The sequence below is a fragment of the Flavobacterium sp. 103 genome (assembly GCF_003096795.1).
GTDB lineage: Bacteria > Bacteroidota > Bacteroidia > Flavobacteriales > Flavobacteriaceae > Flavobacterium.
On record NZ_QENX01000001.1, the window covers coordinates 3,480,350 to 3,494,147 of the forward strand.

Annotated in this window: 12 protein-coding genes and 2 pseudogenes; 8 read left to right on the forward strand and 6 right to left on the reverse strand. The window is 34.2% G+C overall.

The genetic code is table 11. The features are described from left to right. The first annotated feature begins 85 nt into the window (after window positions 1-85). Complete coding sequence (locus C8C85_RS14790; RefSeq protein WP_116797756.1) at window positions 86-793, forward strand: LytR/AlgR family response regulator transcription factor; 708 nt, start codon at window positions 86-88, stop codon at window positions 791-793. A gap of 47 nt (window positions 794-840) precedes the next feature. On the opposite strand, the gene C8C85_RS14795 is transcribed toward C8C85_RS14790, so the two are convergent. The 4 genes and pseudogenes from C8C85_RS14795 to C8C85_RS14810 form a co-directional block, all read right to left on the reverse strand. Beyond that, window positions 841-2,031 (reverse strand): thioredoxin family protein, encoded by a 1,191-nt coding sequence (locus C8C85_RS14795; RefSeq protein ID WP_116797757.1) that lies wholly within the window; start codon window positions 2,029-2,031, stop codon window positions 841-843. Window positions 2,032-2,175: 144 nt separating this feature from the next. Further along, window positions 2,176-2,739 carry a 2'-5' RNA ligase family protein gene (locus tag C8C85_RS14800; RefSeq protein ID WP_116797758.1) on the reverse strand — a complete coding sequence of 188 codons (564 nt, stop codon included), beginning with the start codon at window positions 2,737-2,739 and terminating at the stop codon, window positions 2,176-2,178. 127 nt (window positions 2,740-2,866) lie between these two features. After that, a complete protein-coding gene (locus tag C8C85_RS14805) occupies window positions 2,867-3,247 on the reverse strand; it encodes an alpha-ketoglutarate-dependent dioxygenase AlkB (RefSeq protein WP_317046351.1) in 381 nt (126 codons plus the stop codon). A gap of 8 nt (window positions 3,248-3,255) precedes the next feature. Next, a pseudogene (locus C8C85_RS14810) lies at window positions 3,256-3,420 on the reverse strand (hypothetical protein); the annotation flags it as partial. A 16-nt stretch (window positions 3,421-3,436) separates the two neighbouring features. On the opposite strand from C8C85_RS14810, the gene C8C85_RS14815 reads away from it, so the two are divergent. Continuing rightward, window positions 3,437-4,012 (forward strand): helix-turn-helix transcriptional regulator, encoded by a 576-nt coding sequence (locus C8C85_RS14815; protein WP_207786936.1) that lies wholly within the window; start codon window positions 3,437-3,439, stop codon window positions 4,010-4,012. Window positions 4,013-4,177: 165 nt separating this feature from the next. Here C8C85_RS14815 and C8C85_RS18570 read toward each other — a convergent pair. Both C8C85_RS18570 and C8C85_RS14825 read right to left on the reverse strand, forming a co-directional pair. After that, a pseudogene (locus tag C8C85_RS18570) lies at window positions 4,178-4,300 on the reverse strand (beta-xylosidase); the annotation flags it as partial. Between the two features lie 65 nt (window positions 4,301-4,365). After that, window positions 4,366-5,211: an AraC family transcriptional regulator gene (locus tag C8C85_RS14825; protein ID WP_116797759.1), complete on the reverse strand. Its 846-nt coding sequence runs from the start codon at window positions 5,209-5,211 to the stop codon at window positions 4,366-4,368. Window positions 5,212-5,390: 179 nt separating this feature from the next. Here C8C85_RS14825 and C8C85_RS14830 point away from each other — a divergent pair, with 179 nt between their 5' ends. From C8C85_RS14830 to C8C85_RS14855, 6 genes are all read left to right on the forward strand, one after another. Then, complete coding sequence (locus C8C85_RS14830; protein ID WP_116797760.1) at window positions 5,391-6,305, forward strand: dihydrodipicolinate synthase family protein; 915 nt, start codon at window positions 5,391-5,393, stop codon at window positions 6,303-6,305. Between the two features lie 67 nt (window positions 6,306-6,372). Then, window positions 6,373-7,965, forward strand: coding sequence for an aldehyde dehydrogenase (NADP(+)) (locus C8C85_RS14835; RefSeq protein ID WP_116797761.1), 1,593 nt, complete (start codon window positions 6,373-6,375; stop codon window positions 7,963-7,965). Then, window positions 7,958-8,968, forward strand: coding sequence for a 4-hydroxyproline epimerase (locus C8C85_RS14840; RefSeq protein ID WP_116797762.1), 1,011 nt, complete (start codon window positions 7,958-7,960; stop codon window positions 8,966-8,968). Before C8C85_RS14835 ends, C8C85_RS14840 begins: the two co-directional genes overlap by 8 nt. A gap of 75 nt (window positions 8,969-9,043) precedes the next feature. Beyond that, window positions 9,044-10,279, forward strand: coding sequence for an NAD(P)/FAD-dependent oxidoreductase (locus C8C85_RS14845; protein WP_116797763.1), 1,236 nt, complete (start codon window positions 9,044-9,046; stop codon window positions 10,277-10,279). A gap of 4 nt (window positions 10,280-10,283) precedes the next feature. Next, window positions 10,284-11,579, forward strand: coding sequence for an aminopeptidase P family protein (locus tag C8C85_RS14850; protein ID WP_116797764.1), 1,296 nt, complete (start codon window positions 10,284-10,286; stop codon window positions 11,577-11,579). A 10-nt stretch (window positions 11,580-11,589) separates the two neighbouring features. Continuing rightward, window positions 11,590-13,749 (forward strand): S9 family peptidase, encoded by a 2,160-nt coding sequence (locus C8C85_RS14855; RefSeq protein ID WP_116797765.1) that lies wholly within the window; start codon window positions 11,590-11,592, stop codon window positions 13,747-13,749. The last annotated feature ends 49 nt before the right edge of the window (window positions 13,750-13,798 follow it).

Below are 13,798 nucleotides of genomic sequence, written 5' to 3' on the forward strand. Positions count from 1 at the left end.
ATGAGCATGACAGTAAATTGGTTCCAAATACCAATGACGATATGCGAATTACATATGACCGATAAAAAACAATAAATATTAACATATGAAAGAACTCAAAAAGTGTATTATTGTTGATGATGAGCCGGCAGCACACTATGTTTTGGCGAATTATATCAGACAAAATCCACGATTAGAGTTGGTTTTTCAAGGTTATAATGGCATTGAAGCCATGGATTATCTTCGTGAAAACAAAGTCGATTTGATGTTCTTGGATATCAATATGCCTGAGATTTCTGGTATGGAATTGCTGAAAATACTTCCTACACATCCCAAAACCATTTTAACTACTGCTTATTCTGAATTTGCTCTCGAAAGTTATGATTATGGCGTTATTGATTATTTGTTAAAACCCATTTATTTCCCCCGTTTTTTAAAAGCAATAGATCGTTTCTTTTCAACTGAAAACGCAATTAAAGTTGAAGAAGATAGAATTAATTCAGTTAGTGTAAAAGTCGATGGCTATTTTATTGACATCGAATTGGACCAGCTTTTGTTTGCACAAAGTTTTGGAAATTACGTCAAATTATACACATTGAAAAAGACCTACCTCGCATCAATTACCACAAGTGAGTTTGAGAAATGTCTTCCTGAAAAAAACTTCATGCGCATTCATAAATCCTATATTGTTGCGTTGGACAAAATTGACACCACTGAAAAGGATTTTGTCATTATCAAAAATGAAAGATTGCCTGTCGGGATTACGTATCGCAGAGAATTGATCGATAGGTTGAAGAATAAAAGTATTCAATAGCGACTTGTTTTTTATGATAAAAATTTTGTATTGAGAACAGATAGAATTTATTTTATCCCTAAATCCAAATAAAATTGGTCTATTTCTTTTGTGTCCCAACCCATTGCTGTGATGATATTTTTGGTTTTTCGGGCGTATGTTATGGCTGTTTTTTTATCCTTGGTTTTGTTGTACAATCGCGCCAATGATAAATTACTTTCGGCGGAATCGTTCAGTTCGACAGATCGTTTTGCCCATGTGATAGCGGATTGTAAGGCTTCTTTATCATTTATGTACTGGATGTAAATTTTGGTAATTTCGTTGATGGTTTTGTAATCGCTCCAAGCCCATTTTTGAACTGATTCTAAGGTGGTTTGTTTGTATTTATCCCAGCATTTACAGGCTTCATACATTTGTAGATCGAGTTTGAACACTAAGGAATCCACTTTGGTTAAATTGCTGTTTTTGGCAAGGATTCTGTTCTTGGAATACCCGATTGAATCTAGGCTTTCCATATTGTGTTTTAAGGATTGATTGACTACGCTTACAATTTTGGCTTCGACTCTTTTGGGTGATGCCACTTTGGCAAAATCACTTTGATGATCCAAAATGAAATCAAATTCTTTTGTATTCAATTTATTAACGCCAAAGGCAATAATCTTCCAATTGATTGCCGTAAAGAGTTGGTCTTTGGGCTGGGTGGATAGATATTTTGCCACAATTTCATCGGTTTTGTCTCTGTCGATGCTCTTTCTTAGGGCGTTTAAATAAAGCAGACAACTTTCTGAATTTCGAATATCGTCATTAAATTGGCTTTCTAAATAAGGTAATTGTGTATTTGGATTTAATGCTTTTTTGGATTCCGAAATAAATTCTTCAGACGTGAATTCACCTCCCGTACTATAGAGATGGGTTTCCTTTTCGTTCAAGTATAAAAATGTCGGAAAGGAAGTTACCCTAAATTTTTTCATAAAATCTTTACCCGTCGGAGATTCCCCATCCATCATTACATTGATGTAGTTGGCGTTAAAAAAATCAATTACAGCTGGGTCTTTTAAAACAGTAGCTTTCATTTTGTTGCAATGCGGGCACCAAGTGGCATAAACCATTACAAAAATTGGCTTTTTGGATGTTTTGGATTGTTCAAGCGCCAGTTTATAATCATTTTCTATAAAATTAATTGTTGTCTTTTGTGCCTTTGCGAACGATACAAAAAACAAGAGGAAGATGATAAAAATATGTTTTATTGAAATTTTCATTGATAAGCTATTTGGGGATAATTGCAATTCTTTATAAAACTGCAATTTAATACTTTTTGTTTATCCGTTTTTTTTTGATTCTATCAAAAGGTATAATTGGCATCAATTACAACTATGTATTTTGTCTTATTTAGTGAAGCATTATTAAAAAAGTGTTCCCTGTATTGATTCTGGTTGCGGATTGTCATTAAATTCGAAAGTATCGATTACAAAAAACTGTTTTATTTTCTCGTCAAATTGGCGTAAAACCACACGGTCACAAACAAAATGTAAATCAATTTCGGTAAATAATTGATTGGCTTTTATTAGATTTTCGGAACTTAATCTTCGGGCAATGGAGAGATGTGGATTGTCGCTTTTTAGCATATTTGGAATGAGTAGTGATTTATGAAATCGTTTCATGATGTTCTTTAAGCTTTTCTTGGAATCGTTGTCGGGTGCTATGAAAAAAGCACCGTTTTTTGGAAAGGAACCAAACTCATTTAGATACACTTCAACAGGGGATAGTGTATCACATATTTTAAGAATTTGATTTTTGATATTCTCAATTCCCTTTTCGGTTGCCTTAAATTCGCAGATGGTAATATGTCCCACAGAATTTTTACTATTGAACCAGCCAACTTCAGCCGCCAATTGTTCTTTCATAGACTTTACCAAAGCAAGAATAGGCTCGGGAGGGTGAATAACAAGTGAATATGTCTTTTCCATTTTTTATATTTTTTAAGATTAAAGTAAAATTAATATAATAGACGATTATTTTATCGAATACCTTGAAATTGGGAATGTTTTTTATATTTATGATGTTTGCTTAATCTGTCTGAAAGTAAGATTAATTCTAGGAAGTACGTCTCTCGCCGTTTTTGGTAACTGATGTTCCCAGTAACTGTTTGTTGGTCCTGCCATCAATAAAAAACCACCCGTGATGTAATGGGATTTCTATTTGCGGAATATGCTTTATAAATTTATGTCGCAGGCGAAACATACGAGTTTCTCCAAAAGTTACCGATGCAATAATCATATCTTTATTAGTGCTAGGCGTTTTGTCACTGTGCCAAGCTACGCCGTCTTTACCATTTCTGTAAAGATTGAGTAATACTGCATTAAATTTTATTTGTGTTTCAATTTCAACTCTTTTTTTTATTGATAATAGTTCTGTAGGCCAGTCTGCATTTGGTTCCCTTCCGCTTCGGTCGCTATCACCGTACCAAGAAACCATTCGGGGAGCTGTGGATGTCCTTGCTTTTTGCAGGAATCAAAAAAGTTGTCCTTTACTTTTTGCAATGCTGTTTTTGACCGCCCTTTGCCACTCATGGTCCGACGTAAAATATCGCCATCTGCTGCTGGCAATCCTCCATAATGCAAAGCAATTTTTATTACATCTTCCTGATACCAAGTTGCTGATAATTTGTCTATTACATGCGAACGATATTCAAAATATGAAGAAAATAAATCGGATCCTCCGTTGGAAATTTTGCAGAATATTTCCCGTTATTATCATAATAGTATTGAGATATTTCTTTCTGTTGAATTGAAAAGTATTCCCATAGAAAATTTGCTAAAGCTTGGCGATAACAGAATATTACTGCCGATAATGGTAGATCGAAATCAAAATAATTATATTGAGATTGTACCCCATAATGCTAAAGCGGGTTATGCTGCCGGGGGATATTCTGATTCCACATTTATTTCAGAGCTTGAACATATTTATCTCCCTTGGCTCGACAAAAATGAAAAGTACAGGACTTTCCCTGTGGATGAAGATTCTATGCCTGCTCACAACGACAAGTCTTATATAATTGGAAGGTATATTGAAAAAATTGGAGATGTTGTGGATGGTAAAACTTATATTATCATTACCAAGAATCAGGAAATGGTATATAAGCGGCTAAATAAAAACGGAAAAAATGTATTGGTTTTAAAGTCGGATAATAATTTTTATAAACCTTATGAGATTAGATTTTCTGAAATAGCGGAAATATGAGAATATACCGGAAGTCTTGAACGCGAAAATTATAAGCCTGAAGTTTTCGATGCCAACAGTTTAGAAGTCATTATCAGCAAGATGCAGCAAGATATGGAAGAGCTCAAAGACAAGTTACAGAATTAGAATTAAGTGGGTTATAGTTTGGAATAATTAAAAGCCATAATATCCGACAGCATAATTTGAATTTCTAAAATCATTTGCTGAATAAATTAAATAATACAAACTGTCTTTTTTCAGTACTGTAGGTCCTTCAGCAACTGTACATTCAACTTTTTGGATGTTTTCACATTTCCAATTGTGGAGGGCTACTATAAATCGTATTGGAGTCTTTTACAAGTATGGAATTCCTTTTAGATATTTAATTTTCTATATTGCAAAGGAGAATTGTGTTTTAGCTCTTTAAATTTTCTATTGAAGTTTGAAATGTTGTTAAAACCACATAATTCGGCAATTTCTAAAACGGAAAGTTCACTGTTGTTGGCCAATAATTTTGAAGCACTTTCAATTCTTACCTCTATCAAAAACTGAAAAAAAGACTTGTTGGTTCTAACTTTAAAGTACCTGCAAAAAGCATTTTTGGTCATATTTGCAATTGAGGCAATCTCGTCTAGAGTTATGTTTTTGTGGAAGTTAGTCATAACATGTTCAAAAACGGTCTGCATTCGTTTGCCTTCATTATCTGTAATTTTTTTATCATATAAATAATTCGAAAGTTGCTCTTTTTCATTATTCGAAATCCATTTTATGATATCTAAAAACAGAATAAAGCGTTCGAAGTTGTCCGCTTTTTTTAATTTTTTAAATGATTTGATTATTTTTTTTGGAGGATTATGAATGATGAATCCGTTTTTACTGTTTTCTAAAAAAGGATGAATATTTTTGAAGGTGTTTAAATTAAAAAAATCTTTTCCAAAAGAATTAGTGGTAAAAAACAGAGTGCACATGATTGACGATTCATTTTCACGAGCATCACTTCTAAAAACATGAGGTAAATTACTACCAATAACCAAAATATCTCCTTCTTGATAATGTGAAATAGTATCTCCTGCAAAAACAGCACCTTCACCTTTTTCGATAAAACTAATTTGAATTTCTTCGTGTTGATGGAGTTTGTCATAAAATACAACTTCTCTATCTTCTTGATAAATAAGAGGTTCTTCGCCTGATTTGGGTATTTTAAACGGAAAAACTTTCATGGTTGGTTAGGTTAATTTATATCAAATGTATTTTATTTATCTATAAAAGTGGTAATATATTAGTCTATTTTTTTATCAATAACCATATATAGGATAATATAGTATTATTTTGAGGTAATTTATTGGCGGTAGCCTTCCTGCATTATAAATAATTTTGAACTATAATTAAAATCGATATTATGAGTATTCAATGGAAAGGTGTAATGCCAGCAGTAACAACAAAATTTACTGCAGATGATAAACTAGACTTCAAAATGTTTGAAGTAAATGTAAAAGCACAATTAGAAGCAGGAGTTGAAGGAATTATTTTAGGAGGAACACTTGGTGAAGCAAGTACACTTTTGGAAGAAGAAAAAAGAGAACTTGTAAAAGGTACTGTTGCGATGGTAAACGGACAAGTTCCTATTATAATGAATATTGCAGAGCAAACGACTCGCGGAGCAATTTTGGCAGCCAATAAAGCCGAACAAGACGGTGCAAAAGGATTAATGATGTTGCCGCCAATGCGTTATAATGCTTCAGATTATGAAACAGTTGTGTATTTTACGGAAGTAGCCAAAAACACTTCATTGCCTATTATGGTATATAATAATCCTGTAGATTATAAAATTGAAGTTACATTGGATATGTTTGAAGAAATGTTGAAATACGATAATATTCAAGCGGTAAAAGAATCTACAAGAGACATATCAAATGTAACAAGGATTATTAATCGTTTTGGTGATCGTTTAAAGATTTTATCTGGAGTAGATACTTTGGCATTAGAGAGTTTATTGATGGGTTCTGATGGATGGGTTTCAGGTTTAGTAGATGCTTTTCCAAGAGAAACAGTGGCTATTTATAAATTGGCTAAAGCAGGAAGAATCGATGAAGCTCTTAAAATATACAGATGGTTTTTGCCTTTGTTAGAATTGGACATCAATGCATTCTTGGTTCAAAATATCAAATTGGCAGAAGTAGCTACAGGAATTGGTACAGAATATGTACGTGCGCCTAGATTACCGCTTCGTGGTGCAGAAAGAGAAAAAGTTTTGGCTGTTATTGCTGAAGGTTTACGTACAAGACCAACTTTACCAGATTACAAAAATTTGTAATAGCATATTCACATGATTGGCTTTACGGTTTTGATTTGTAAAGTTTAAATTCATAAAAACAATATAAATGATTACAGGAAGAAATTATATAGGAAGTCAACTTAAAGCAAGCGGAACGAAAACGTTTAAAACATTTAATCCGCAATTGAATAAGGAAAATCCTTGGGTTTTTACAGAAGCAACTCAAGAAGAAATTGATGAAACGATTATTTTGGCCAATCAGGCGTTTGCTGCTTATAAAAAATGTTCTGGTTTGGAAAAAGCGAATTTTTTGAATACAATTGCAGACGAAATTTTGGCTTTAGGTGAAGAATTATTAGTTCAGTATTGCAGCGAATCTGGTCTCCCAAAAGGGAGAGCAGAAGGTGAGCGAGGTAGAATGATTGGTCAATTGCGTTCGTTTGCAGATATGCTAACCGAAGGAAGTTGGGTTCAAGCTACTATTGACACAGCAATTGCAGATAGACAGCCTGCTCCAAAAGAAGATTTACGAAAAATGCTAGTGCCTTTAGGACCTGTTGTTGTATTTGGCTCTAGTAATTTTCCGTTTGCATTTTCTACAGCAGGAGGGGATACGGCCTCTGCCTTAGCTGCAGGTTGTCCCGTTATTGTAAAAAGTCATTCCATGCACATTGGCACTGGTGAAATGGTGGCTTCGGCAGTTATTAAAGCTGCCAAAAAAACAAATATGCCAGAAGGCGTTTTTTCGAATCTTGTAGGTGGAGGAACAACTCTTGGAGCAAGTTTGGTAAAACATCCCCTTGTTAAAGCTGTTGGTTTTACAGGAAGTATTCGTGGAGGTAGAGCTTTATTTGATTTGGCTGCACAACGCCCGGAACCGATTCCTGTTTTTGCCGAAATGGGAAGTGTAAATCCTGTAGTGCTTTTGCCTAATGCTTTAAAAGAAAACAGTCAAAAATGGGCTACAGCTTATGCAGGATCGATTACGCTTGGAGCGGGTCAGTTTTGCACCAATCCAGGATTATTGATCGCGGTAAAAGGTGCCGAACTTACTAAATTTACCGAAGAATTAGCTACTGCTATTGAGAAAATAGAACCTTTTTGTATGCTGCATCCAACGATGCAATCGGGTTTTCAAGAAGGCGCTCAAAAGGTTATTTCTCAAGAAGGCGTTTCAAAAGTAGCAGAATATAAAGGAGAAGTTGCTCCAAATCATGGTGCTCAAATTGTTTTGACTGTCGATGGAAAAACATTTTTGGAGAATAAAATGTTATCTCACGAAGTTTTCGGTCCATTTTCAATCATTGTAAAATGTGATGATGAATCTCAATTACTTGCAATTGTAAATCAATTGGATGGACAGTTAACAGGAACTATAATTGGAGAAGCAAATGAATTAAATGCACATACAGGAATCATTGCAGCAATGCAAAATAGAGTAGGGCGTTTAATCTTTAATGGAGTTCCAACTGGAGTAGAAGTTTGTCCAGCAATGATTCACGGAGGGCCTTACCCAGCTTCCTCAGATTCGAGATTTACTGCTGTAGGAACACATGCTGTTTACCGTTGGGTGCGTCCTTTTAGTTATCAAAATTGGCCTAATAGTTTATTGCCATTGGCTTTACAAAATGAAAATCCGTTGCAAATTTTAAGAACCATAAACAATACCCAAACTCAATCACCTATAAATTATGTTTAAGAAAACTTTTTTTTGTGTAGATGCGCATACATGCGGAAATCCTGTGAGAGTAGTTGCGGGCGGTGGACCAAATTTAGTTGGTGCAAATATGAGTGAAAAACGACAACATTTTTTAAAAGAGTTCGATTGGATTCGTAAAGGATTAATGTTCGAACCCCGAGGTCACGATATGATGAGCGGTAGTATTTTGTATCCACCAAGCAATCCCGAAAATGATTTTGGAATTTTATTCATAGAAACTTCAGGTTGTTTACCAATGTGTGGTCACGGAACTATTGGAACCATAACAATTGCCATAGAAGAAGGTTTAATTACTCCTAAAGTTCCTGGAAAAATTAAAATGGAGGCTCCTGCAGGTTTGGTAAATATAGAGTACCAACAAACAGGAAATAAAGTGGATTGGGTTCGTTTGACAAATGTGAAATCATATCTAGCTGCAGAAGGTTTGACAATTGACTGCCCAGAATTGGGTGAAATTACTTTTGATGTTGCCTATGGCGGAAATTATTATGCAATTGTAGATCCGCAGCAAAATTTTTCAGGGATTCAAGATTTTACGGCTGGCAAAATTATTCAGTTTAGTCAAGAAGTTCGCAAAAGAATCAACGAAAAATACCCTAATTATTTTATTCATCCTGAAAATGATACCATTCGTGATGTAACCCACATGTTGTGGACAGGTGAACCATTAGATCCAAAATCATCGGGACGAAATGCTGTTTTTTATGGAGACAAAGCTATAGATCGTTCTCCTTGCGGAACAGGAACTTCGGCTAGAATTGCACAATTACACGCCAAAGGCAAACTAAAAAAGGATGAAGATTTTATCCATGAAAGCTATATTGGCAGTAAGTTTATTGCACGCGTTGTCGAAGAAACCAGTATTGGTGAAATCCCTGCAATTGTTCCAAGTATTCAAGGTTGGGCAAAAGTGTATGGATATAACAACATAATTATAGACGAAAATGATGATCCATATGCACACGGTTTTCAAGTGATTTAATATGTAATTTAAAATATATAAATTCATTGATAAGCGTTGTCGGTCTTATCAATGAATTTTCTAATTCCAAATATAATGAAGAGAGTAAGTATTGTTGGCGGAGGAATTATAGGATTGTGTTCAGCCTATTATCTTGCCAAAGAAGGTTATGAAGTAACTGTTTTTGATCAATCTGAAATGAATGATGGTTGTTCTTATGGAAATGCAGGAATGATTGTTCCTTCGCATATAATTCCGCTTGCTCAACCCGGGATGATTGCCCAAGGAATGAAATGGATGTTTGATAGCCAAAGTCCGTTTTATGTTAAACCAAGATTAAATGCTGATTTGATAAAATGGGGGCTTCAATTTTACAAACACGCAAACGAAAAGCACGTTGAGAATTGTATGCCTGCTTTGCGTGATTTGTCATTGTTGAGTAAAGAGTTGTACCAAGATTTTGCAAAGGAAAATGATTCTTTTTTTTATAAAGAAAAGGGACTTTTGATGTTGTATAAAACTGATAAAGTAGCCAATGAAATGTTTCATGAAGCCAAGGAAGCAGAGCGTTTGGGATTGGAAGTTGATTATTTGACAAGAGAAGAAGTTTCTCGATTAGAAAAAGGAACAATAACAGATGTTTTGGGTGGAATTCATTATAAAAGTGATGCCCACTTGTACCCTCAAAGGTTCATGGAATTCATTAAAAAAGAATTGCAACACTTACAAGTTGAGATTTATTCTTCCACTTCCGTGAAAGACTTTGTTTTTGACCAAAATAAAATATCAAAAATTATTACCAGTAGAGGGACATTTGCAACAGATGAAGTTGTTTTGGCAGCTGGTTCTTGGAGTCCAACTTTGGCCAAAAAGTTAAGGATTTCGATATCCATTTTGCCAGGGAAAGGATATAGCTTTACGTTGAAAGATGAAAATCACAAGCCTTCAATTCCGTCTATTCTATGTGAAGGAAAAGTAGCCGTAACTCCTATGAATAATGATATTCGTTTCGGTGGAACTATGGAAATAACTCATACAAATGACACCAAAATTAATCAGAACAGACTGCAAGGAATTGTAAATACCATCAATGAATTTTACCCTGAAATGGAAGTTGAAATGCCAAAAGTAGAAGATACTTGGTATGGATTTAGACCTTGTACTCCATCGGGTATGCCTATTATTACTAAAGATAAAAAAGTAGTAAATTTGACTTTTGCAACTGGACACGCAATGATGGGGTTAAGTCTTGCACCTGCAACAGGAAAAATTATTACCGAAATAATCTCAGGAAAAACAACTTCTGTAGACACAAAAATGTTCCAAATATAAAAATATGCGATACGATTCGATTCCAGTTTCTTTGTTTGAAAATAACCGAGGCCGATTTACTTCAAAAATGCAAAGTAATAGTTTAGCTATTTTGACTTCAAATGATGTAATGCCTAATAATGCTGATGATGTAATGGGTTTTGCTCAAAATAATGATTTGTTTTATTTGTCTGGAATCGAGCAAGATGAAACTATTTTGGTGCTTTTTCCAGATGCTTTTAAAGAAGAAAATAGAGCCATTTTATTTGTAAAAGAAGTCAACGAGCATAGTTTAATTTGGGAAGGAGATTTTTTGACAAAAGAACAAGTTAAGGCTATTTCGGGTATTAAAAATGTAAAATGGACGCACGAATTTGAAAAAACATTTCAACTATTTGCATTTGAATCGGATGTGATTTATTTGGGACATAACGAGCATATTAAAAGAGTAACTTCAGATATGTCGACTCGTCAAGATCGTATGATTTTGTGGTGCAAAGAAAAATACCCGCTGCATCAATACGAAAGAGTGGCTAAAATTACCCGTGATTTACGACCAATTAAGTCTGATGAAGAGGTAGCTTTAATTCAAAAAGCAATTGCTATTAGTATCAAAGGTTTTAAATCTGTATTAAAAGCAGCAAAACCAAATGTAAAGGAATACGAACTAGAAGCTGAGTTGGCTTATCATTACATAAAAAATGGAGCAACACGCCACGCATTCAAACCTATCGTGGCTTCAGGTAAAAATGCCTGTGCGCTACATTATAATACCAATGATGCTGTTTGCAAAGATGGGGAAATGATTTTGGTCGATTTTGGAGTTTGCTATGGCAATTATAATTCGGATACCACTCGTTGTCTTCCAGTAAACGGAAAATTTAGCCCTCGCCAGAAAGAGGTGTATGAATCCGTTTTATATTGTTTAAAAGAAGGTTCGAAATTATTAAAACCTGGAGTTTTATCAAAAGATTACGAATTGAAAATGGCTGAATTGATTGAAACAGAATTGATTAAATTGAGATTGATTACCTCTGAAGATATTGCAAATCAAAACCCTGAGAATCCTGCGTATAAAAAATATTTTATGCACGGAACAGCCCATCATTTAGGACTCGATGTTCACGATGTGGGTTTGTATTCAAGACCTTTTGAAAAAGGAATGGTTTTAACTTGCGAGCCCGGAATTTATATTAGAGAGGAAGGAATCGGTGTTAGATTAGAAAATGATTATTTACTTACAGCTGATGGAAACATCAATTTGTGCGAAGACATGCCTATTGAAATTTTTGAGATTGAAGAATTAATGAAAACCAAATAACCTTATCGAAATGAAAAAACTTTTATTATTATTTATCCTTGTTAGCTCAAGTCTTTTTGCTCAAAAAAATAGTATTATAAACCAATTAAATTGGTTGCCAAATTCCCATTCCTTTTGGGTAAATGAGCAAAATAACGTTGTAGTTTATGACGTGGATAAACTGGATAAAAACAAAACAGTTTTGACCAAAGAACAATTGAAGACTTCTGGTTTTGAAGGTGTAATTGAAGAGTTAGTTTGGAACGAAACAAAAACAAAAGTATTGGTTTATACCAATTCTAAAAAAGTTTGGAGAGCCAATACCAAAGGCGACTATTGGTGTTTTGATTTGGAAACAGGGAAAGGAAAACAACTGGGAGCAAACTTAGAAAAATCATCGCTGATGTTTGCTAAATTCTCTAGTGATAATGAAAATGTGGCTTATGTTTCAAAACACAATATTTATATTGAAAATCTAAATTCAGGAAAAATAACGTCTTTAACTACAGATGGAACCGACAAAATTATCAACGGTACTTTTGATTGGGTTTATGAAGAAGAATTAGCCGCTCGCGATGGTTTTAGATGGAGTCCTGACGGGAAAAGTATTGCTTTTTGGCGTGTAGATGCCACCGAAACAAAATTCCATTTAATGATTAATAATACTGATGCTTTGTATCCGTTTATCGTTCCTGTGGAATATCCAAAAGCGGGTGAGAAACCGGCATCGGTAAAAATTGGAGTTATCGACGTTGCTTCTTTAAAAACAAATTGGTTAAATATTCCAGGTGAACCTGATAATAATTATTTGGTTCGTATGGAGTGGGTTGCTAATCAAGAAGTAATGGTAGTGCAATTAAACAGACATCAAAATCAAGCAACACTTTATAACTGTAACACTCAATCAGGGAAAGCTAATGTAATTTACCAAGAGAAGTCAGATACTTGGATTGATGTTTTTGATATTTCTTCTGGGGTATATGATGGATTTCCGTGTCAGTTTGTCGATAATGGTAAAGCTTTTTTATGGAGCTCTGATGCTGATGGGTGGATGCATATTTATAAAATAAGCATTGACGGAAAAAAGAAAGAATTGATAACTACTCAGGGATTTGATGCTTACTTTAAAGCGTACAACGATAAAACAAAATCGGTTTATTATATCGCTAGCCCAAAAGATGCAACGCAACGCTACTTGTATGAAACGAATTTGAATTCGAAAAAAACAAAACGAGTAACGCCAGAAGTTTATGTTGGAACCAATAACTATGAGTTTTCTACAGATGGAACTTACGCAAAGCACTTAAATTCTAGTATCAATCGTAACTTTAATATTCGTTTAGTTTCTTTATCCAATCATAAAAAAGTATTACCGTTAGAAGCGGATGTTTTTACAGAACCGAATAGAGATTTTTCTTTAGAAAAATTTAAAGTTACAACAGTTGATGGTATTGAAATGGATGGAATAATGGCAAAACCTTTGGATTTTGATCCGAATAAAAAGTACCCATTGTTTTTTTATGTTTATGGCGAACCCATGGCTTCTGTAGCAAATGATATGCCGTATTTTAATGATTTTATTGAATTGTTAATACCAAAAGGATACATAGGAATTGCAATGGATAATCGAGGAACTCCAGTTTTAAAAGGTACCCAATGGAGAAAATGTATTTATAAAAACATTGGAATTATTAATACTCGCGATCAAGCGATGGCTGCCAAAGAAATTTTAAAATGGAATTTTATTGACACCGATAGAGTGGCAGTACACGGTTGGAGTGGTGGTGGAGCTGTTACTTTAAATTTGATGTTTCAATATCCAGAAATTTACAAAACGGGAGTAGCAATTGCAGCAGTTACTGATCAGCATTTTTATGACAATATTTATACAGAACGCTATATGGGATTGCCAACCGAAAGTGAAGCGTCTTATATTCAAGCTTCGCCAGTAACTCATGCTAAAAATTTAAAGGGTAATTTACTATATATTCACGGAACGGGAGATGATAATGTTCATTATAAAAATGCCGAAGTTTTGATAAATGAATTAGTTAAATATGACAAAATGTTTGACTTAATGATATATCCAAACCGTACTCATGGTATTTATGAAGGTGAAGGAACTTCGAAACATCTAAGCGATACTTTTGTCAAATTTATTGAGAAAAATTGCCCTCCAGGAGCAAAATAGAAGAAACATAAATAATTAAAAAGGGAGCATTTCTGTAATGGAAATGTTC

Coding starts and splice junctions, on each gene's coding strand:
- C8C85_RS14790 (WP_116797756.1), top strand. CDS start 86: ATGAAAGAACTCAAAAAGTGTATTATTGTTGATGATGAGCCGGCAGCA.
- C8C85_RS14795 (WP_116797757.1), bottom strand. CDS start 2,031: ATGAAAATTTCAATAAAACATATTTTTATCATCTTCCTCTTGTTTTTT.
- C8C85_RS14800 (WP_116797758.1), bottom strand. CDS start 2,739: ATGGAAAAGACATATTCACTTGTTATTCACCCTCCCGAGCCTATTCTT.
- C8C85_RS14805 (WP_317046351.1), bottom strand. CDS start 3,247: ATGGTTTCTTGGTACGGTGATAGCGACCGAAGCGGAAGGGAACCAAAT.
- C8C85_RS14825 (WP_116797759.1), bottom strand. CDS start 5,211: ATGAAAGTTTTTCCGTTTAAAATACCCAAATCAGGCGAAGAACCTCTT.
- C8C85_RS14830 (WP_116797760.1), top strand. CDS start 5,391: ATGAGTATTCAATGGAAAGGTGTAATGCCAGCAGTAACAACAAAATTT.
- C8C85_RS14835 (WP_116797761.1), top strand. CDS start 6,373: ATGATTACAGGAAGAAATTATATAGGAAGTCAACTTAAAGCAAGCGGA.
- C8C85_RS14840 (WP_116797762.1), top strand. CDS start 7,958: ATGTTTAAGAAAACTTTTTTTTGTGTAGATGCGCATACATGCGGAAAT.
- C8C85_RS14845 (WP_116797763.1), top strand. CDS start 9,044: ATGAAGAGAGTAAGTATTGTTGGCGGAGGAATTATAGGATTGTGTTCA.
- C8C85_RS14850 (WP_116797764.1), top strand. CDS start 10,284: ATGCGATACGATTCGATTCCAGTTTCTTTGTTTGAAAATAACCGAGGC.
- C8C85_RS14855 (WP_116797765.1), top strand. CDS start 11,590: ATGAAAAAACTTTTATTATTATTTATCCTTGTTAGCTCAAGTCTTTTT.